Consider the following 18830-nt stretch of genomic DNA (forward strand, 5'->3'; position numbering starts at 1 on the left):
GCCTCAGATGGCCAGCCGCGCAAGCATGTCCCGCGCCTGCTCGGCGGACTTCGGGTCGCACAGCACGTCGTAGCGCCCGGCCACCAACTGCATGGTGGAGGCGAAGTCGCGCTGCCCCTTGGTCGCCGCGTACGGGATCGAGGTGGAGATGACGCCGAAGATGATGCCGCCGACCAGACCGACCAGCAGCGGGCCGAGCGCGCCGCTGGTGGTGAACAGGCTGAGCAGCAAGCCGAGGAACAGGCCGAGCCAGGCTCCGCTCACCACGCCACCACCGATGACCTTGCCCCAGGTCAGCCGGTAGAGGACGCGCTCGACCTGCATCAGGTCGACGCCGACGATGGTGACGTCCTGCACCGGGAATTGGCTGTCGGCCAGGTAATCGACGGCCTTCTGGGCCTCGGCGTAGGTGGGATAGGAGCCGACCGGCCAGCCGGACGGCGGCGTCGGCAGCGCTTGCCGTGCGCGATTCGAGTTCCCCAAGGGATTCGTCATGTCTCTATTCTGCTATTCCGACCGGATTCCCGGGGGTGTGAAACGCGTGGTGCGCGTCATTGCCGCGGCCCGGCCCTTTTCCGCGATCACCTGAGCCATTTTCGCACTTGCCTCATCGATCATTTCGTCACCGAGCATCACCGCGCCGCGGGCCCCACCCTCGGCCGAGGTGTGGAAGGCGTACGCATCCAGGATCAACTCGGCGCGATCGTAGTCGGACTGGCGCGGACTGAAGATCTCGTTGGCCGCCTCGATCTGGCCGGGATGCAGTACCCACTTGCCGTCGAAGCCGAGTGCCGCGGTGCGCGCCGCGGCCCGCCGGAAGCCGTCCACGTCCCGAATCTGCAGGTACGGGCCGTCGATCGCCTGCAGACCGTGCGCGCGGGCGCTGAGCAGGATTGTCATCAGGATGTGGTGATAGGCATCACCGGTGTCGTAGCCCTCCGGCTGCTCGCCGACCACCAGGGTGCGCATATTTATGCTCGCCATGAAGTCGGCAGGCCCGAAGACCAGCGCCTGCACGCGCGGGCTCGCGGTGGCGATCTCGTCGATATTGCGGAGCCCCAACGCGTTTTCGATCTGCGGTTCGATGCCGATGCGGCCGACCTCGAGCCCGCTCGCCTTCTCCAATTGGGTGAGCAACAGATCCAGGGCGCGCACCTGGCCCGCGTCGGTGACCTTCGGCAGCAGAATGGCGTCCAGCGCCGTACCCGCGCCCTCGACAACCGTGATCACGTCCGCGTAGGTCCACTGGGTGGTCCAGTCGTTGACCCGGACCACGCGCAGCTGGGTGCCCCAGTCGGAGTCGTTGAGCGCCGCCACGATATTCGCCCGCGCCTCGGCCTTGGCGGCAGGCGCGACGGCGTCCTCCAGGTCGAGAAACACCTCGTCGACGGGCAGGCCCTTGGCCTTCTGGATCATCTTCTCGTTGCTGCCGGGACAGGCGAGCACCGAACGGCGCGGCTTCAAGATCACTCCCGTCGATCGTGGCGAGGTAGTTCCCCCCGCCCGCGAACCTCTAGCCTGGCAAGCATGGCAGCTACCAGGGTGTACGTCGCCAGGCTGGCCGGCCTGGTGGTGTTGGGGCCGGACGGCGAGTCTATCGGCCGGGTTCGCGATGTCGTCGTGGCCATCCGGTACGACCGGCAACAGCCGAGGGTGCACGGTCTCGTCGTCGAATTGCCCACCCGTCGGCGGATTTTCGTGCCCATCCTGCGGGTCACCGCGATCGAGCCGGGGGTGGTGACGCTGAACACCGGGACGGTGAGCCTGCGCCGGTTCACTCAGCGACCAGGCGAGATGCTCGCGCTCGCGCAGATCGTGGATTCCGCGGTGCGCGTGCAGGATCCGGACCTGCCCGACCTCGCGGGGGTCGATGTGGTGGTGGTCGATCTCGGCATGGAGCAGACCCGCACCAGGGACTGGCGGGTGACCAGGGTGGCGGTGCGCGGGCACCGCAGGATCGGGCGGCGCCGCACCGTGCACGTGGTGGATTGGATCCGCGTGTCGGGGCTGACGCCGACCGAGATCGATCGGCCGGGCCAGGAGGTCACCCAGCTGCTGGAGCAGTTCGAGGGCCTGCGCCCCGCCGATGTCGCGCATCTGCTGCGCGAACTTCCGGAGAAGCGGCGCATCGAAGTCGCCATCGCCCTCGATGACGAGCGGCTCGCCGATGTCGTGCAGGAACTGCCCGACGACGAGCAGGTCGATCTGCTCGGCCATCTCGAGGTACGCCGCGCCGCCGACGTGCTCGAGGCGATGGACCCCGACGACGCCGCCGACCTGCTCGGCGAGCTGCCGGTCAGCGAGGCCGAATCGCTGCTCGCGCTGATGGACCCGGAGGAATCCGAACCGGTGCGCAGGCTGCTCGAGCATTCGCCGTACAGCGCGGGCGGCCTGATGACGCCGAAGCCGGTGATCCTGACCCCGTCCACCACGGTCGCCGAGGCGCTGGCGCGAGTGCGCAACCCGGACCTGACACCGGCGCTGGCGTCCATGGTGTTCGTGGTCCGGCCGCCGACCGCGACACCCACCGGCCGCTACCTGGGCTCGGTGCACATTCAGCAGTTGCTGCGCGAACCACCGGCCCATCTGGTCGGCGGCATTCTCGACGCGGAACTGGCGCCGCTGCGCCCCGATGTCCCGTTGGCCGCGGTCACTCGCTACTTCGCGACCTACAACCTGGTCTGCGGGCCGGTGGTGGACGAGGAGAACCACCTGCTCGGCGCGGTGAGCGTCGACGACGTGCTCGACCATCTGCTGCCCGACGACTGGCGGGACCAGGAAGAGCTGCACGAAGGGATAGTCCGGCATGACTGACAAAGGCGGCGCTCGGCAGCGGCTGGAGACGCCGGTCGAGTCCAGGTTCCGGATCGAGTGGGATGCCGAGGCGCTCGCGCGCAGCAGCGAGCGGGTCGCCCGGTTCCTCGGCACCGGCCGGTACCTGGCTATTCAGACGATCATCGTGATTATTTGGATCGCGCTGAATGTCTTCGTCGTCGCATTACGCTGGGACCCGTATCCGTTCATTCTGTTGAATCTGGCGTTCTCCACCCAGGCCGCCTACGCCGCGCCGCTGATCCTGCTCGCGCAGAACCGGCAGGACAACCGCGACCGGGTCTCCCTGGAGGAGGACCGAATGCGGGCCGCCCAGACCAAGGCGGACACCGAATTCCTCGCCCGCGAACTCGCAGCGTTGCGGATCGCGGTCGGCGAAGTGGCGACTCGCGACTATTTGCGCAGGGAATTGGAGGAGATGAAGGAGATACTCGATCGGATCGAGGGTGCGAGCGACGACTCCCCGCAGCGCAAGAAGAACTCCGGCCGAAAGCAGGCGTCCACCCCGGTTTCACCGGCTGTAGCTGATGATTGACGGGAAATACCGAACAACTACCTGACTGGTGGGTAACCTGGACAGCGTTGTCCCGAGCGGCTCGGGAAGGGGATGTCCCGGACAGCCGCTCAAACGACGTAGAGGATTGGTGTGGCTGAATGCGTATATCTGCTCCGATAACCGTCTCGGCCCTGGTCGTAGCTGGTCTGGTAGCCACAGGCTCGACCTCCGACCCCACCACCCCCACCGGCGCACCCCAGGCCCCCGAGGCCTTGCTCGCGTCGTCCGCGAATCCGGCGGGCACTACCGGCAAAGCAAGTGAAACAGGACTGTCTAAGACAGTCGGCCTGCTGCCGGTGACCCAGGAAGCACCCCGCAAACTACGGGCTATGACCCCGTCCGACGGCTCGGCGCCGTTCGCCGGACGAGTGCCGCTGCAGGAGATCTCGCTCCCGCTGATCGGCGGCGCGCTGGGCATTCCCGAGGTGGTGCTCGCCGCGTACCGCAACGCCGAGCTCGCGCTCGAGTCCTCCACCCCCGGCTGCGGACTGTCCTGGAGCCTGCTCGCAGGCATCGGCCGGATCGAATCCGGCCACGCGGGTGGCGGGCGCACCGACGCCGCGGGCACCACGGTCACCCCGATCTACGGCCCCGCACTGGACGGCACGCTGCCGGGCAACGAGATCATCAAGGCAGCCAGCGGCGGCTACGTGCGCGCGATGGGGCCGATGCAGTTCCTGCCAGGCACCTGGAGCCAGTACGCCGCAGACGGAAACGGCGACGGAGTCGCCGACCCGAACAACGTCTTCGACTCCGCGCTCGCCGCGGGCAAGTACCTGTGTTCGGGCGGGCTGGACCTGCGCGACCAAGCGCAGGAACTACGCGCCGTGCTGCGCTACAACAACTCCACCGCCTACGCGGCCAACGTGCTCAGCTGGGCGGCGGCCTACCGCACCGGTGGCGCGCCGACCCAGGTGACCATCTCCCCCGATCTGATCCCGCCGGGCAGCAGCACAGCCGCCCAGGGCCCGAACATGACCGCGGCGACCTACACCAACGCCGCGCCCACCACGACCACTCCCGCGGCGCCGCAGACCAGCACGACGACACCGACGCCGACCGAGGTGATGATCACCATCCCCGGCCTGCCACCGATTCCGTGCGGCATCTTCTGCCCGCCGCCGCCGAAGCCGCTCAATCCCTGTGAGCCCGCCGTGATTCCGGCGCCCATGCCGCGCCCTGGCGAGCCCGCTGAGCCCGCGATCGTGCCGGGCGCACCCGGACAGACCTTCGGCGCGGGAGCGGCCGCTGCGCCGGATCCCGCGCACCCGGAGCAGCCGCCCGTGGTGCCGGTGTGCGCGCCGCCCGAGGCGCAGCAGCAGGCGCAGGCGCCACAACCGCAGCCGCAGCAGGCCCCCGTGCCCGCGCCCGAGCAGCGGACGGTGCCGACGCCGGACGCGCCGCCGACGGTGACGATCGAGCCTGCCCAGCCCGAGGCCGCGGCGACACCGACCCCGCCGCCGGGCATCACGTTGCCCTTCGGCATCGTGATTCCGCTTCCCCCTGCCCCGCAAGGCTGACGCCAAACTCGAAGCAGGTCACGAAGCAGTAACAAAAGGGTCTCGAATGCGGTAGTCTCCTCTTCGTCAGATCACGAAGGGCTCACGAAGAGCCGTTGGAGGGTCACCGCACAGTGGGGCGTCACCGAAAACAACCGGCTGTCACCGTCAGGCGCAGCTCGGTTATCGCACTTACCGGATTGGTTCCCGCTGGACTCGTGGCAGTCACTGCCGCGTCCGATGTGGGTAACGCGAGTCAGGCCGCGGCAGCGGTGGAGCAACACCTCCCCGACGATCAGGCCGCGGTCGGCGCGCAGCCGCAGACCTTGATGGAGCCTGCCGCCGAAACCGAGTTCGTCGTCAACAAGATGGCGAAGCCGAGCGGGCCGCCGGTGGTGAAATCCGTTGCGCTGGCGGATGGTCGGCAGCCCGCTGCACTGCCCGCGGGGCCGATGGGCGTCCCCGGCATCGCGATCGCCGCCTACGAGAACGCCGAGCGCATCCTCGCCGCGGACAACCCCACCTGCAACATGCCGTGGTCGATGCTGGCCGGGATCGGCCGGGTCGAATCCACCCACGCCTACGGCAAAGCCGACGCCGACGGCAATCCGCTCACCCCGGTCTACGGCCCGGTGCTGGACGGAAGCCTGGCGGGCAACAACGTCATTCGTGATTCCGACGGTGGCGAGCTGGACGGCCTCGGCAGTTACGACCGCGCCATCGGCCCGATGCAGTTCCTGCCGCAGACCTGGAAGCGCTACGCCGCCGACGGCAACGGCGACGGCATCGCCGATCCGCAGAACCTCTTCGACGCGGCACTGACCGCCGGAAAGTACCTGTGCGACGGCGGTTTGAACATGCGCGACTTCGCCCAGCAGTCCAAGGCGATCCTGCGCTACAACAACTCGATGGCCTACGTCGCGAACGTCATGGCCTGGGAAACCTCCTACAGCAGTGGCGTCGCACCACGGGCCGGGGACCTGCCCAGAATTTGACACGCCTAAAATTCCTGCCATGCCAGTAGTTACGGAATCGGATGTGCGGGGCGCGCTCGCGAAGGTCGACGATCCGGAGATCCGCAAGCCGATCACCGAACTGGGCATGGTGAAGAGCATTGCGATCAGTGCGGACAGCAATGTCCACATCGAGGTCTACCTGACCACCGCGGGCTGCCCCCTGCGCACCGAGATCATCCAGCGGGTCACCAAGGCCGTTGCCGACGTCGCAGGCGTCGGCGCGGTCACCGTCGACCTCGACGTGATGAACGACGAGCAGCGCACCAACCTGCGCAAGCAGCTGCGCGGCGACTCGGCCGACCCGGTCATCCCGTTCGCCCAGCCCGGCTCGATGACCCGCGTGTACGCGGTCGCGTCCGGCAAGGGCGGCGTCGGAAAGTCCAGCGTCACCGTCAATCTCGCCGCCGCCATGGCCGCGCGCGGGCTCTCGGTCGGCATCCTGGACGCCGACATCTACGGCCACTCCATTCCGCGCATGCTCGGCACCGACGCCCGGCCGACCCAGGTCGAGAAGATGATCATGCCGCCGCAGGCGCACGGCGTGAAGATGATCTCCATCGCGCAGTTCACCCAGGGCAATACGCCGGTGGTGTGGCGCGGCCCGATGCTGCACCGGGCGCTGCAACAGTTCCTCGCCGACGTGTTCTGGGGCGACCTGGACGTGCTGCTGCTCGACCTGCCGCCCGGCACCGGCGACATCGCCATCTCGATCGCCCAGCTGATCCCCGGCGCCGAGATCCTCGTCGTCACCACCCCGCAGATCGCCGCCGCCGAGGTGGCCGAGCGCGCGGGCGCCATCGCCTTGCAGACCAGGCAGCGGATCGCAGGCGTGGTGGAGAACATGTCCTGGCTCGACCTGCCCGACGGCAGCAGGATGGAGCTCTACGGCTCCGGCGGCGGACAGGTGGTCGCCGACCGCCTCACCCGCGCCGTCGGCGCCGACGTGCCACTGCTCGGCCAGGTCCCGATCGAGCAGGCCGTGCGCGAGGCGGGCGACGAGGGTTCGCCGATCGTCCTGCGTGGCCCCGACTCCCCCGCCGCCAAGGCCCTGCTCGACATCGCGGACAAACTGGCCGTCCGCCGCCGCGGCCTGGCAGGCATGTCCCTCAACATCGACACAACGCGTCACGGATAACCCGCCGCTGCGCAGATTCGGGCCGGACACAGCTGCCATGGCGGTCGCGTCGGCGGTTGGCGGTGCGGTAGTGGATGAGCCAGCCCGTGCCCGGCGAGTTGCCTGCCCGCGTACGAAATCGGCTGCCCCGGTGACCTCGACGTCCGATTTCCGCGTGGGCACCGCGTGCCTGGTGTCGGACCCAGCCAATAAGCTCGTCTCATGCTCACGTTGCTGCTCTACGTGCTGATCGTCGGTCTCGTCGCCGCGGTGCTGTTCCTGCTCGCCAGTGCGGTCTTCGGGCGGGCCGAGGAGTTGGGGCCGCTGCCGGAGGGGACGACGGCGACGGTACTACCGGCCGAGGGGGTCTCCGGCGCCGATGTGCGGGCGCTGCGGTTCCAGCAGGTGGTGCGCGGCTACAAGGCGTCCGAGGTGGACTGGGCGCTGGCCCGGCTCGCCGCGCGGATCGACGAGCTACAGCACCAGCTCGCTGAGGCGCAGGCCGCGCGCTGGCAGACCCCGGTCACCCCGGAGTCGAAATGAGCGCGCCCGACCCGCTGCGCCGCGCCGAGGACGACGGCCGCATCCGCTGTGCCTGGCCGCTGGAGAGCCAGCTGTACCGCGATTACCACGACTTCGAGTGGGGCAAGCCGCTGCACGGCGACGACGCGCTCTTCGAGCGGCTGTGTCTGGAGGCGTTCCAGTCGGGGCTGTCCTGGATCACCATCCTGCGCAAGCGGCCGGCCTTCCGGGCGGCGTTTGCCGGATTCTCGATCGCGCGGGTCGCCGAGTTCGGCGCGGCCGATGTGGCGCGGCTGCTGGCCGACCCGGGCATCGTGCGCAACCGGCTGAAAATCGAGGCGGCGATCGGCAACGCCCGGGTTGCCCGCGACCTCGATATCGGACTGGACACATTGCTCTGGTCCTTCGCCCCCGACCCGCGACCGCGCCCGGAAACCGGTGCCGATGTGCCCGCCAGCACGCCCGAATCCGTCGCTCTGGCAAAAGAATTGAAGCGGCGCGGGTTCCGCTTCGTCGGGCCGACCACCGCCTACGCGCTGATGCAGGCGACGGGGATGGTAGACGATCACCTGGCCGATTGCTGGGTCGGTAGTGACGTGTCCGACACAGTCCGACCGGTCACTTTTTGAACTCAGGTATCCGTCCACATCCGCGATAGGGAAGAATGGGACAGGTGTAGCTCGCCAAATGCCGGCGAGCTCGCTGGTTGGTGACAACTGGAGTTCCAAGAAAGTGCGCAGCATATCGCGCAGATCTGGAGGGAGCAGAGGATGGCGGCCATGAAGCCCCGTACCGGGGACGGTCCCCTCGAGGCAACCAAGGAAGGGCGTGGAATCGTCATGCGGGTTCCACTCGAGGGTGGCGGGCGTTTGGTCGTCGAACTCACGCCGGACGAGGCCGCGGCGCTCGGCGACGAACTGAAGAGTGTCACCAGCTGATACTTCAGCGCTGGCAGCTGTGGCCGGCCTGCTGTGCTGCCCGGAATGCGCGCTCGGACTCGAGCCGCGCGATCGGGCATTGCGGTGCGCGCGCGGGCACAGTTTCGACATCGCCAAGCAGGGCTATGTCAGCCTGCTGACCGGCGCGTCGACGAAGATGACCGGCGACACCGCGGCCATGTTGGACGCGCGTGCCGCCTTTCAAGGCGGGGGACATTTCGCACCGATCGCCGCGGCGACAGCACAGGCGGTCGGGCCGGACGCGCATGCGTCCGGCACAGTGCTGGAGGTGGGCGCGGGCACCGGCTATTACCTGGCCGGTGCGCTCGACGCCGCTCCCTCGAGCACCGGGATCGCGCTGGACGTGGCCAAGCCGGCCGCCCGGCGCTGTGCCCGCGCCCATCCACGGGCGGCGTCGGTCCTCGCCGACGCGTGGCGTGGGCTGCCCGTCCGCGACGGCACGCTGCGCGCCGTGCTGTCGGTGTTCGCCCCGCGCAATCCGGCCGAGGTCGCCCGCGTGCTCGATGCGGACGGCCGATTCGTCGTCGCCACCCCCACCAACCGGCACCTACGCGAATTGATCGGCCCACTCGGCATGGTGACGATCGATCCGGACAAGGACCGCAGGTTAAACGCGGCCATGTCCGGGCATTTCGCCGCGGCAGAACGCGTGCTGGTCGAGTATCCGATGAAACTCACGCGAGTTGACGTGGCGAACGTCGTCGGCATGGGGCCGTCAGCCCATCATGCGGCGACCGAGGATCCGCGCATCGCCACCCTCCCCGATGCGCTCGAAGTCACCGCCTCGGTCCTGGTCTCCACGTATCTCCCGACCTAGCCCGTCGCACTCGTCCCCAGATCTGGCCCGCTACGGTCGTCTCCCGGCCTGGCCCGCTGCCGTCGTCCCCCCGACCTGACCCGCTGCCGTCGCCCCCCGACCTAGCCTGCGGCCGTCGTATCCGACCTGGCCCCGCTGCCGCGATCGATGCACGGACCGCGCCGGATGGTCCAGCCGCCCGCACCATCAACCGGTGAACCCACCTCGGATCAGAGTTTGCGGACCTGGTCGTACACGTCGACGGTCTGTGCCGCGATCCGCGACCAATCGAACTCGGCGATGGCTCGCGCCCGGCCTGCCGCCCCGAACTCCGCGGCCAGTACCGGGTCACCGGCCACCTCGTTGATCGCCGCGGCCAACGCCTGCTCGTACGCTTGCGGCGCAGCCGGGTCGTAATGCACCAGCCGACCGGTGCTGCCGTCGCTGACCACCTCGGGGATGCCGCCGACGTCCGAGGCGACCACCGCGGTCGCACACGCCATCGCCTCCAGGTTCACGATGCCGAGCGGCTCGTACACCGACGGGCACACGAACACCGTCGCGGCGGCCAGGATCTGCCGGATCTGCTCGGTAGGCAGCATCTCGCGCACCCAGAACACATTGCCCCGGCTGCGCTGCAGCTCCTCGACCGCGGCGGCCGTCTCCGCCTCCAGCTCCTTGGTGTCCGGCGCGCCCGCACACAGCACCAGTTGGATGTCCGGGTCGAAATCGCGGGCGGCGGCGAGCAGATGCCCGACGCCCTTCTGCCGGGTGATCCGTCCGACGAACGCGACGATCGGTCGATCGGTCCGCACGCCGAGCACCGTGAGCACCGGTCGCGCGCCCGCCGCCACCGGGCCCGGATACCAGACGCCCGCGTCGATGCCGTTGTGCACGACGTGCACCCGGTCCGGGTCGACGGCCGGGTAGGCGTCGAGCACGTCGTGGCGCATCCCCTCGCTCACCGCGATGATCGCGTCCGCGTGCTCGACCGCGTTGCGTTCCGACCACGAAGAGAGCCGGTAGCCGCCGCCGAGCTGTTCGGCCTTCCACGGCCGCCGAGGCTCGAGCGAATGCGCGGTGAGTACGTGCGGGATGCCGTAGAGGGTGGCGGCCAGATGCCCGGCCAGGCCGGTGTACCAGGTGTGCGAGTGCACGACGTCCACCTGTCCCGCGGCGTCGGCCATGCGCAGCTGCGCGGACATCATCTGCACCGCCGCGTTGGCGGCGTAGAGCTGGGGATCGGGTTGGTGCACCACGGCGTCGGTGCGGGCGACACCCATGCAGTGCACGGTGACCTCACACAACCTGCGCAGCTGGGCGGTCAGCTGCGTCACGTGTACGCCCGCGCCGCCGTAGACCTCGGGTGGGTACTCACGGGTCAGCATCGCGACCCGAAGACGGTCGTGCGCGCCGGAATCCGCCGTCGAGCGACCGGTGTCCGTGCCGAAACTCACCCGCTTCAAAGTAGACGTTCACCACCGCTGGGGCCACTCGCGCGCCGGTTACCCGGTAGTTTGGCAGGTGTGAGGAGCCAGCCGCACGTACTCGGGATCGTGCTCGCCGGTGGCGAGGGCAAGCGACTCTTTCCACTCACGGCGGATCGTGCCAAACCAGCGGTGCCGTTCGGCGGCGCCTATCGACTGATCGATTTCGTCCTCAGCAACCTGGTCAACGCGGGTTTTCTGCGGCTGTGCGTGCTCACCCAGTACAAGTCGCACTCGCTGGACCGGCACATCTCGCAGACCTGGCGCCTGTCCGGTTTCGGGGGTGAGTACATCACCCCGGTGCCCGCGCAGCAGCGCCTCGGCCCGCGCTGGTACACCGGCAGCGCCGACGCGATCATGCAGTCGCTGAACCTGATCTACGACGAAGACCCCGACTACATCGTGGTTTTCGGCGCCGACCACGTGTACCGGATGGATCCGGAACAGATGGTCAACCATCACATCGAGTCCGGCGCGGGCGTCACGGTGGCGGGTATTCGGGTGCCGCGCAGCGAGGCCAGCGCGTTCGGCTGCATCGACTCCGACGAGTCCGGCCTGATCACCCAGTTCTTGGAGAAGCCCGCGCATCCGCCGGGCACGCCCGATGATCCCAATGTCACTTTTGCGTCAATGGGCAATTATGTCTTCACCACCAAGGTGCTGGTGGATTCGATCAAGGCCGACGCGGACAACTCCGACTCCGATCACGACATGGGCGGCGACATCATCCCGTCACTGGTCGCCTCCGGGCAGGCAGGCGTCTACGACTTCGCCGACAACGACGTACCCGGCGCGACCGAACGCGACCGCGGCTACTGGCGCGACGTCGGCACCATCGACGCCTTCTACGACGCGCACATGGACCTGGTCTCGGTGCACCCGGTGTTCAACCTCTACAACCGGCACTGGCCGATCCGCGGCGCCGCGGAGAACCTGCCGCCCGCCAAGTTCGCCCAGGGCGGCCTGGCGCAGGAGTCCATCGTCGGCGCGGGCAGCATCCTGTCGGCCGCCACGGTGCGCAACTCGGTGCTCAGCTCCAATGTGGTGATCGACGACGGTGCGACCGTCGAGGGCAGCGTGCTGATGCCGGGTGTGCGCATCGGCCGCGGCGCGGTGGTGCGCCGGGCCATCCTGGACAAGAACGTGGTGGTCGGCGAGGGCGAGATCATCGGGGTCGACCTGGAGCGCGACCGGGAGCGCTTCGCGATCAGCAACGGTGGCGTCGTCACCGTCGGCAAGGGTGTCTGGGTGTAGCGAAACATTGGACAGCAAGGCCTTTCGGCCCGGAAGATGGTGTCATGTTCAGGCGCGCGCCGTCCGACCCCGCGCTGGAACCGGTCCGCACGCTGGCCGCCTCGCTCGACGTACCGCGACCGTGGCACCTGCAAGCCTTCGTCGATCATGTCGCGACGCTGCTCGGCAAGCCGATCACGCTGTTCCCGCAACCGGACCTGACCGCACGGGGATTTCCGTGCGGGGTGGTCATCGAACGACCGGACAGCTTCCTCGTCGCCTATGACGCGGCGAGCTCCGGCTACCACACCGATCACATTGTGCTGCACGAGATTGCGCACCTGCTGCTGGACCACGCGGGCTATGTGTCCCCCTCGTCGCGGTTGCGCACACTGCAGCAGTTGTTCGTCGAAGTGGACACCGACGTTGTCCTTCGTGTGCTGGCACGGACCGACTACGATGACGTTCTCGAAAGCCAGGCGGAGCTGTTCGCTTCCCTGGTGATGTCCGAAACCGACGTTCCCCGTTCGGGTTCGGCGCTGGGCCGGGCAATCTTCCGCCGCTAGGGAACGTGGATACGCGCTGATGCTGCCGACCGCCGTGACACTGCCGATCACGGTGGCCTCCTGGCTGTTGCTGACGATCCGCCTGTTGCGCTTCCGCACCACGCTGGTGGAACGCCGATTCAACATGTTGCTCATGACGGTGACCGCGATCCTCACGACGCACGAACCGACGCTGCGCGGCGAGCTCAGCGCGCTCACCGGCGGACGGTTGAGTATCGGGTTGATCTACCAGTTCGGTGCTATCGGGTTCATGTTCAGCACCGCGGCGAGCCTGTTGGTTGCGGCCGCGATGCTGGGTCGGGCGCAGTCGGCCGCCCTCGTCTACGGGCTCGCGGGCGCGTCCTGCGCGGTAGGGCTGCTCTTCAGCGGGCCCGCACAGGGGCCGAGCCCGTTCACCATGTACGAGCAGCCGGGCTGGGGCCAATTCGGCTTCTGGCTGGCCTTGGCGCCGCTGTCCTACTGGATGGTCTTCCACTTCGGCCGGGTGTGCCTCGCCGAGATGCGCACCCAGCACGCTCGCCGCGAACGCGCACTGCACGCCACGGTCCTCGGTGCGGGCTGCACCGTTTTCCTGATGTTCAGCCTGACCTTCGTCAGCACGGGCCTGCGCGCGCTGGGGCACGAGAACCGGCTGACCCGTGCGCAGCTCGTCATCGACAACAACGCGGTGTTCTTCCAGGCGTTGCCGTTCCTGGTGATGGGCGCGGTACCGGTGGCGGCTTGGCTCATCGACACGATCGGGCTCGACGCCTGGTCGCGGCGCCGGAAACGGTTGCTGCCGCTGTGGTTCGACCTGACCGAGGCCTGCCCCGAGATCGTGCATCGCACCGCGACGCCGGTCGCCGCGCACCGCAGCCGATACTTCCTGCACCGCACCGTCATCGAGATCCGCGACAGTGTGCTCATCCTGGCCAGGTACGCCACCGCGACGCCGCCGGAGCTACGCGCCGCCATCACCGCCTGCGCCGGCACCACCTCGGAACGGGAGGCCTTGGACCTCGCGGTGCGTCTCGTGCGCGCCTGTGCCGCCAAGGCCCGTGGCGATGAGCCGACGGGGGCTGTCTCCCTGCCGCACTGTGCCGGCGACAATCTGGCGGAGGAGGCCGCGCAGCTCGCCGCGATCGCCGCGCAGTGGTCCCGCGCTCGCGCGCTGGTCGGCGCGGCGACGATCAGCGTGGCCCAGGCGTAGCCGGACAGAACGGGGCGCAGGGGCCAGGCGTGCGTGGCACCGTCGAGGTGGCGGGCTGCCCGAAATCGGCGGTGCTGACCAGGTAGACCACCAGCACCGCGCCGACCAGGACGAGGGCGAACGCGATCATCGCCCCGCCCCAGTGGATCGGCGGACGCCCTTGGTCACCGCTGTTGTTCAAGATGTAGTAGATCACTCGGGTCACACCTCTTCCGCAGGCGTCGAGCGGGCACTACCTCTTCGGTACGGACGTGCTCTCCAGCAGCATGCGCCTCGAGTCGCCGCGCCGTTGCTGTATTCGGCGACTCGGCCGAGGACAGCGCCGGTGACCGGCCCACCCCTCCGGGGTCGGTCACCGGCGATCCGGTCGACCTCCGCGCGCCTTCGGTACCGATTCCCGGCGTTCCGAACGCGACCTCTCGAAGGGCAACCGGCCATCGTACATCCGTTGCGAGCGTTCGCAGTCCATGATCCGTCACCGATCGGAGCGTGCAATGCCCAGTGCGGCAAGGGAATTCGCCCGCGCGGCGGGCAGCGCGAAAACGCGCATCACCTGCCGGTGTGCGGGTGCGGTGGATTATCTACCTGGGTGCCGGCGGTGCCGTACAGAACGGTTCGCAGGGGCCGGGGGTAGGGGTGAGTTTCGCGGGGCCGGTATCGAAATCGGTGTTACTCACCACGATCATCACCACGATCGCGAGGACAATGACCAGACCGAAGAAGAACAGCGTGGGCCGCAACCAACTCGATCGTTGTTCTACGACGACATGGCCGACGTGACCGATTTCGAACAGTTCGTATCCACGCATTTGCTATACCTCCGCCGCCATTGGCTGCTCATCGGGTACCCGGAGCGAGGCAAAGGAATCCCATGTCACACATGGATATCCACCATGGGCACCGAATGCGCGGCGCGACTAACCGCGCGAGGCGCAGAGCAAACCGTCGCCGACCGGGATCAGCACGCTGGTGAGTTCGGGGTCCTCGGCGATCGCGCGGGTGGCCGCGCGCACCGCCTGGGTCGCCGGATCCCGCTGCGCCGCATCGGGTACCCGGCCGCCGAGTAACGCGTTGTGCAGCAGAATCGCCCCGCCCGCGCGCAGCAGCCGCACCGCCTGGGTGACGTATTGCGGATGCTCGAGCGGCGCGGCGTCGATGAACACCAGGTCGTAGGCGCCGTCGGCGAGGCGCGGCAGCACATCGAGCGCGCGGCCGTTGATCAGCCGGGTGCGCGCCGGCGGAATTTCGGCCGCGCGGAAAGCCTCCTTGGCAGCGCGCTGATGCTCCGGCTCGGAGTCGATGGTGGTCAGCGTGCCGTCCTCGCGCATGCCGTCGAGCAGCCACAGCCCGCTGATGCCCGCGCCGGTACCCACTTCGACCACCGCTTTGGCGTCGAGCAGCTGCGCGTACATGCTCAGCAATGCCCCCACCGACGGCGGTACCGGCACCGCACCGAGCTCGGTGGCCCGTTCACGCGCGCTGACGAGGATCTCGTCTTCCACGACGGATTCCTCCACGTAGGCGAGATTTCGCTCCAAATTCGATGCCACGGGTATGAGGTTAATGCTGGGCAGCTGGTATCCGCGCGTTCCGAACTCCTGCCCCGCCGGGCAATCTCGCCGCCAGTTTTCTCAGGTGTCCCTCAGCATCTCCATATCCAGGCCATATCAGGACAGGAAAGAGTAGGGGCAACGCAAGACCAGTCGACCTTCGACACGGGACGCGGGAACAACGGCACACAGGTTGTCGGTTGTATCCGAACGTAACGGTTCCACCTCCGAAAGAGATTTCGGAACCGAGCCGAGTTCCGAGTTTACGGTCCCTAGTAGGAGGTAGCCCCATCCACATGGTCGATGCGGCGCGTGAGCACGCCACCCTGCCCGAGCAGATCCTGCCGATCGAGTCCGACGCCGAGGAGGCCGTCGATCTCACCGGTACCGCTGCTTTCGATGCCACCGGCGACCGGGCGGCCATGCCGTCCTGGGACGACCTGGTTCGCGAGCATGCCGACCGGGTCTACCGTCTGGCCTACCGTCTCTCCGGCGACGCACAGGATGCCGAGGATCTCACCCAGGAGACCTTCATCCGCGTGTTCCGTTCGCTGTCCAACTACCAGCCCGGCACCTTCGAAGGCTGGTTGCACCGCATCACCACGAACCTGTTCCTGGACATGGTCCGGCGCCGCAACCGCATCCGGATGGAGGCGCTGCCCGAGGACTACGACCGGGTCCCGTCCGAGGGTCCCGACCCGGAGCAGGCCTATCACGATGCCCGCCTCGACCCGGATCTGCAGCGGGCGCTGGATTCGCTCGCCCCCGAGTTCCGCGCCGCGGTCGTGCTGTGTGACATCGAAGGACTCTCCTACGAGGAGATCGGCGCTACGCTCGGCGTGAAGCTCGGCACCGTGCGCAGCCGGATTCATCGCGGGCGACAGGCACTGCGCGACTACCTTGCGCATAATGGAAGTGAGCAGCGGCTCGCTGCTGAAGCAAGCCTCGGGTGAGCTGGACGAAAGCCGGCATCACCCTACGGATCGGATGATGTCGGTTGGAAGGGTGAGCACCGAATGAGTGGCGACTCCAGCACGCCCGGTCGTCGTCCGCCTCGATTCCGTCCCACCGAGCATCTGGCCAGCGAAGCGGTCGCGGCCTATGTGGACGGCGAGTTGCGGATGAACGCCTATCTGCGTGCCGCCCAACATCTTTCTCAGTGCCCGGAATGCGCGGCCGAGGTCGACGCACAGCAGCAGGCGCGCATCGCGCTGCGCCAGTCCGGCCCGATCTCGATTCCGCACGGCCTGCACGACAGCCTGACCCGAATTCCGCTCGCCGATCTGCCCGGCGGCGCGTCCAGCCAGACCTCGAGTACCCACGGGACTCCGCGCAACGAGGCGGTTTTCGGCTTTCTGACCGATTCGTTCGCCGCGACTCGGTGGACCACGTGGTGGCGCAAGTAGAGTTTCCCGAGTGACTGAGCGTAGCGAGGGAACCATAGGCGCCAACAGGGGCAACCTGCGGCCGCCGGACGCGCCCGTCCTCGGGCCGCGCCCGGTCTATCGACCCCATGTCGACAAGCACACCGCCCGTGCCTTCCGCAGGCCCGCGGGCCTGTCCGGCTCGTTCGCCGAGCCGCTGCCCCGCGGCGCCGGCCCGACGGCGGGCCAGGACGCCCAGAACCGCCCGCCGGACGCCGTGCTCGCCGAGGCGTTCGGTCGCCCGGAGGGTTCCACCGAACTCTTGCAGCGCGACCCCGACGTGGCCGATACCAGCACACCGGTGGCCGGTCCGGTCGATCCGTGGCGTGACCCGACCTCCGCCGCCAGGCTCGGCGCCCCCGCGGTGCCGACCCCCAAGGCCGAGCCGCTGCCGCAGGCCCACCGCCTCAGCGCTCGCGAGGTCCTGTTCGGTTCCCGCGTCGCCCCCAAGGCCCTCGCGCTGCTCGCGCTCGTCGCCCTCGCCGTCGGCGTGCTCGGCGGCCTGGTCGGCAGGCTGACCGCCGAGCAGGCCTCCAGCCTCACCTCGCGCAATGTGACGCTGAAGCAGAGCGACGACGGCGGCGAGCAGCCGCACAGCCAGATCGCCAAGGTCGCCAACGCGGTGCTGCCGTCGGTGGTGTCCATCCGGGTCACCGTCGGCGACAACGGCGCGACCGGCTCCGGCGTGGTGCTCGACGGCCAGGGCTACCTCGCGACGAACAATCACGTGGTCTCGATGGCCGCCCAGGACAAGTCCAACCGGGCCACCATCCAGGTCCAGTTCGCCGACGGCACCAAGGTGCCTGCCAACATCGTCGGGCGCGACCCGAAGACCGACCTGGCCGTGCTCAAGGTCGACGTCAAGAACCTCACCGTCGCCAAGCTCGGCAAATCCGACGACGTCCAGGTCGGCGACGAGGTGCTGGCCATCGGTTCGCCGCTCGGGCTGAGCGAGACGGTCACCTCCGGCATCGTCAGCGCGCTGCACCGCCCCGTGAACCTGGAGGGCGAGGGCAGCGACACCAAGGCCGTGATCGACGCGGTGCAGACCGACGCCTCGATCAACCCGGGCAACTCCGGTGGCGCGCTCGTCGACATGGAGGGCAGGCTGATCGGCATCAACACCGCGATCCGCAGCGAGTCCGGCGGCTCGGTCGGCCTCGGCTTCGCCATCCCGGTCGACCGGGTGACCAGCGTGGCGCAGACGCTGATCCGCGACGGCGCCATCCATCACGCGCAGCTCGGCGTGAGCGCGCAGACCAAGAACGTGGCCAACGAGGTCATCTCCGGCGCCAGGGTCGCCGATGTCACGCCGGGCAGTCCCGCGGCCAAGGCGGGCATCGTCGAGGGCGATGTGATCGTCAAGGTCGGCGATCGGGAAGTGACCTCGCGCGACGAGCTCGTCGTCGCGGTGCAGATGCACAAGATCGGCGACACGGTGAACGTGCAGTTGATCCGCGATGGCAGGCGAGTGGACGTGACGGCCACCCTGGAATCCGACTGAGCCGCTGGTCGAATGGCCGGGTAGCCTGATTAGGTGTTCAGCAACATCGGCTGGAGCGAGATGATGATCCTGCTCGTCGCCGCCCTCGTGATCCTCGGACCGGAGCGACTGCCCGGCGCGGTTCGCTGGACCACGCGCAGCCTGCGCCAAGTACGCGACTACGCCAGCGGCGCGACCTCGCAGCTCAGGGACGAGCTCGGCCCGGAGTTCGAGGACCTGCGCAAGCCGCTGGCCGACCTGAACGAGCTGCGCGGCATGAGCCCACGCTCGATGGTGACCAAACATCTTCTCAATGGCGACGATTCGATCTTCCGCAATATGGAGGACGCACTGCCGGACAATAAGGACATCTACGGCACGAACAGCGGCATGCCGGACTATCCGATGCCCAAGCTGGAAAAGCCGTTGGAGCGCAACGAACGTCCCCCCATCGACACCGACGCCACCTGAGTTCACCCGCCTGGCGGACCGACATAACCCGCCTGGGCGACGCCGCCGGGACTGCCATTTCTCCGACAAATGTCGGCACGAACGCGTCACGAGAAGGCCGCAGTGTCAACCGAACTAGACACTTTGGCCTGTC

The 18830-nt window shown here is 68.3% G+C and carries 22 protein-coding genes; 16 read left to right on the plus strand and 6 right to left on the minus strand.

What is annotated here, in order from left to right; all coding sequences use genetic code 11:
- Positions 1-3 precede the first annotated feature (3 nt).
- Together ACIHA7_RS02830 and ACIHA7_RS02835 are read right to left on the minus strand one after the other, a co-directional pair.
- Positions 4-495 (minus strand): general stress protein, encoded by a 492-nt coding sequence (locus tag ACIHA7_RS02830; protein WP_107659091.1) that lies wholly within the window; start codon positions 493-495, stop codon positions 4-6.
- 12 nt (positions 496-507) lie between these two features.
- Entirely contained in the window at positions 508-1470 is a 963-nt protein-coding gene (locus ACIHA7_RS02835) for an HpcH/HpaI aldolase/citrate lyase family protein (protein ID WP_397284900.1), read from the minus strand.
- A gap of 57 nt (positions 1471-1527) precedes the next feature.
- On the opposite strand from ACIHA7_RS02835, the gene ACIHA7_RS02840 reads away from it, so the two are divergent.
- The 9 genes from ACIHA7_RS02840 to ACIHA7_RS02880 all read left to right on the plus strand — a co-directional run bounded on the left by ACIHA7_RS02840 (position 1528) and on the right by ACIHA7_RS02880 (position 9315).
- Positions 1528-2814: a magnesium transporter MgtE N-terminal domain-containing protein gene (locus tag ACIHA7_RS02840; protein WP_397284902.1), complete on the plus strand. Its 1287-nt coding sequence runs from the start codon at positions 1528-1530 to the stop codon at positions 2812-2814.
- Complete coding sequence (locus ACIHA7_RS02845; RefSeq protein ID WP_397284904.1) at positions 2807-3367, plus strand: DUF1003 domain-containing protein; 561 nt, start codon at positions 2807-2809, stop codon at positions 3365-3367. Before ACIHA7_RS02840 ends, ACIHA7_RS02845 begins: the two co-directional genes overlap by 8 nt.
- Before the next feature lie 350 nt (positions 3368-3717).
- Positions 3718-4908: a lytic transglycosylase domain-containing protein gene (locus tag ACIHA7_RS02850; protein WP_397284907.1), complete on the plus strand. Its 1191-nt coding sequence runs from the start codon at positions 3718-3720 to the stop codon at positions 4906-4908.
- Between the two features lie 113 nt (positions 4909-5021).
- The gene (locus ACIHA7_RS02855; RefSeq protein ID WP_397284910.1) at positions 5022-5882 is read left to right on the plus strand and encodes a lytic transglycosylase domain-containing protein; all 861 of its coding nucleotides are present in this window, start codon (positions 5022-5024) and stop codon (positions 5880-5882) included.
- Positions 5883-5901: 19 nt separating this feature from the next.
- On the plus strand, positions 5902-7038 hold the full coding sequence (locus ACIHA7_RS02860; RefSeq protein WP_397284913.1) for an Mrp/NBP35 family ATP-binding protein: 1137 nt from the start codon (positions 5902-5904) through the stop codon (positions 7036-7038).
- A 201-nt stretch (positions 7039-7239) separates the two neighbouring features.
- A complete protein-coding gene (locus tag ACIHA7_RS02865; RefSeq protein WP_387714969.1) occupies positions 7240-7560 on the plus strand; it encodes a DivIVA domain-containing protein in 321 nt (106 codons plus the stop codon).
- Positions 7557-8168 carry a DNA-3-methyladenine glycosylase I gene (locus ACIHA7_RS02870; protein ID WP_397284916.1) on the plus strand — a complete coding sequence of 204 codons (612 nt, stop codon included), beginning with the start codon at positions 7557-7559 and terminating at the stop codon, positions 8166-8168. Before ACIHA7_RS02865 ends, ACIHA7_RS02870 begins: the two co-directional genes overlap by 4 nt.
- Before the next feature lie 141 nt (positions 8169-8309).
- Positions 8310-8477, plus strand: coding sequence for a DUF3117 domain-containing protein (locus tag ACIHA7_RS02875; RefSeq protein ID WP_011211259.1), 168 nt, complete (start codon positions 8310-8312; stop codon positions 8475-8477).
- Positions 8464-9315 carry a putative RNA methyltransferase gene (locus tag ACIHA7_RS02880; protein WP_397284918.1) on the plus strand — a complete coding sequence of 284 codons (852 nt, stop codon included), beginning with the start codon at positions 8464-8466 and terminating at the stop codon, positions 9313-9315. Before ACIHA7_RS02875 ends, ACIHA7_RS02880 begins: the two co-directional genes overlap by 14 nt.
- A gap of 209 nt (positions 9316-9524) precedes the next feature.
- Here the strand turns inward: ACIHA7_RS02880 and glgA are convergent, their stop codons facing one another.
- A complete protein-coding gene (gene glgA / locus ACIHA7_RS02885) occupies positions 9525-10682 on the minus strand; it encodes a glycogen synthase (RefSeq protein ID WP_397286465.1) in 1158 nt (385 codons plus the stop codon).
- A 138-nt stretch (positions 10683-10820) separates the two neighbouring features.
- Between glgA and glgC the strand changes: the two genes are divergently transcribed.
- Genes glgC through ACIHA7_RS02900 form a run of 3 tightly spaced genes read left to right on the plus strand, consistent with a single transcriptional unit; the run spans position 10821 to position 13769 of the window.
- Positions 10821-12035 carry a glucose-1-phosphate adenylyltransferase gene (glgC, locus tag ACIHA7_RS02890; RefSeq protein ID WP_107659100.1) on the plus strand — a complete coding sequence of 405 codons (1215 nt, stop codon included), beginning with the start codon at positions 10821-10823 and terminating at the stop codon, positions 12033-12035.
- 44 nt (positions 12036-12079) lie between these two features.
- Positions 12080-12580, plus strand: coding sequence for a hypothetical protein (locus ACIHA7_RS02895; RefSeq protein WP_397284921.1), 501 nt, complete (start codon positions 12080-12082; stop codon positions 12578-12580).
- 19 nt (positions 12581-12599) lie between these two features.
- Positions 12600-13769: an MAB_1171c family putative transporter gene (locus ACIHA7_RS02900; protein ID WP_397284923.1), complete on the plus strand. Its 1170-nt coding sequence runs from the start codon at positions 12600-12602 to the stop codon at positions 13767-13769.
- On the opposite strand, the gene ACIHA7_RS02905 is transcribed toward ACIHA7_RS02900, so the two are convergent.
- From ACIHA7_RS02905 to ACIHA7_RS02915, 3 genes are all read right to left on the minus strand, one after another.
- Positions 13750-13965, minus strand: coding sequence for a hypothetical protein (locus tag ACIHA7_RS02905; RefSeq protein ID WP_397284925.1), 216 nt, complete (start codon positions 13963-13965; stop codon positions 13750-13752). The two genes, ACIHA7_RS02900 and ACIHA7_RS02905, sit on opposite strands and share 20 nt — an antisense overlap.
- 385 nt (positions 13966-14350) lie before the next feature.
- Positions 14351-14578 carry a hypothetical protein gene (locus tag ACIHA7_RS02910; RefSeq protein WP_397284927.1) on the minus strand — a complete coding sequence of 76 codons (228 nt, stop codon included), beginning with the start codon at positions 14576-14578 and terminating at the stop codon, positions 14351-14353.
- Positions 14579-14686: 108 nt separating this feature from the next.
- On the minus strand, positions 14687-15319 hold the full coding sequence (locus tag ACIHA7_RS02915; protein WP_397284929.1) for an O-methyltransferase: 633 nt from the start codon (positions 15317-15319) through the stop codon (positions 14687-14689).
- A gap of 296 nt (positions 15320-15615) precedes the next feature.
- Between ACIHA7_RS02915 and sigE the strand changes: the two genes are divergently transcribed.
- The 4 genes from sigE to tatB all read left to right on the plus strand — a co-directional run bounded on the left by sigE (position 15616) and on the right by tatB (position 18697).
- Complete coding sequence (gene sigE, locus ACIHA7_RS02920; protein WP_397284931.1) at positions 15616-16272, plus strand: RNA polymerase sigma factor SigE; 657 nt, start codon at positions 15616-15618, stop codon at positions 16270-16272.
- 63 nt (positions 16273-16335) lie between these two features.
- On the plus strand, positions 16336-16725 hold the full coding sequence (locus ACIHA7_RS02925) for a zf-HC2 domain-containing protein (protein ID WP_397284934.1): 390 nt from the start codon (positions 16336-16338) through the stop codon (positions 16723-16725).
- Between the two features lie 10 nt (positions 16726-16735).
- Positions 16736-18247 (plus strand): S1C family serine protease, encoded by a 1512-nt coding sequence (locus ACIHA7_RS02930; protein ID WP_397284936.1) that lies wholly within the window; start codon positions 16736-16738, stop codon positions 18245-18247.
- Positions 18248-18280: 33 nt separating this feature from the next.
- The gene (gene tatB, locus ACIHA7_RS02935) at positions 18281-18697 is read left to right on the plus strand and encodes a Sec-independent protein translocase protein TatB (protein WP_397284938.1); all 417 of its coding nucleotides are present in this window, start codon (positions 18281-18283) and stop codon (positions 18695-18697) included.
- The last annotated feature ends 133 nt before the right edge of the window (positions 18698-18830 follow it).

The sequence above is a fragment of the Nocardia sp. NPDC052316 genome (assembly GCF_044547795.1).
Classification (GTDB): Bacteria; Actinomycetota; Actinomycetes; order Mycobacteriales; family Mycobacteriaceae; genus Nocardia.

Excerpts from the sequence above, each read along its gene's own strand:
- ACIHA7_RS02830 (WP_107659091.1), bottom strand. The coding sequence starts at position 495 with ATGACGAATCCCTTGGGGAACTCGAATCGCGCACGGCAAGCGCTGCCG.
- ACIHA7_RS02840 (WP_397284902.1), top strand. The coding sequence starts at position 1,528 with ATGGCAGCTACCAGGGTGTACGTCGCCAGGCTGGCCGGCCTGGTGGTG.
- ACIHA7_RS02845 (WP_397284904.1), top strand. The coding sequence starts at position 2,807 with ATGACTGACAAAGGCGGCGCTCGGCAGCGGCTGGAGACGCCGGTCGAG.
- ACIHA7_RS02850 (WP_397284907.1), top strand. The coding sequence starts at position 3,718 with ATGACCCCGTCCGACGGCTCGGCGCCGTTCGCCGGACGAGTGCCGCTG.
- ACIHA7_RS02860 (WP_397284913.1), top strand. The coding sequence starts at position 5,902 with ATGCCAGTAGTTACGGAATCGGATGTGCGGGGCGCGCTCGCGAAGGTC.
- ACIHA7_RS02865 (WP_387714969.1), top strand. The coding sequence starts at position 7,240 with ATGCTCACGTTGCTGCTCTACGTGCTGATCGTCGGTCTCGTCGCCGCG.
- ACIHA7_RS02870 (WP_397284916.1), top strand. The coding sequence starts at position 7,557 with ATGAGCGCGCCCGACCCGCTGCGCCGCGCCGAGGACGACGGCCGCATC.
- ACIHA7_RS02875 (WP_011211259.1), top strand. The coding sequence starts at position 8,310 with ATGGCGGCCATGAAGCCCCGTACCGGGGACGGTCCCCTCGAGGCAACC.
- glgA (WP_397286465.1), bottom strand. The coding sequence starts at position 10,682 with ATGCTGACCCGTGAGTACCCACCCGAGGTCTACGGCGGCGCGGGCGTA.
- ACIHA7_RS02895 (WP_397284921.1), top strand. The coding sequence starts at position 12,080 with ATGTTCAGGCGCGCGCCGTCCGACCCCGCGCTGGAACCGGTCCGCACG.
- ACIHA7_RS02900 (WP_397284923.1), top strand. The coding sequence starts at position 12,600 with ATGCTGCCGACCGCCGTGACACTGCCGATCACGGTGGCCTCCTGGCTG.
- ACIHA7_RS02910 (WP_397284927.1), bottom strand. The coding sequence starts at position 14,578 with ATGCGTGGATACGAACTGTTCGAAATCGGTCACGTCGGCCATGTCGTC.
- sigE (WP_397284931.1), top strand. The coding sequence starts at position 15,616 with ATGGTCGATGCGGCGCGTGAGCACGCCACCCTGCCCGAGCAGATCCTG.
- ACIHA7_RS02925 (WP_397284934.1), top strand. The coding sequence starts at position 16,336 with ATGAGTGGCGACTCCAGCACGCCCGGTCGTCGTCCGCCTCGATTCCGT.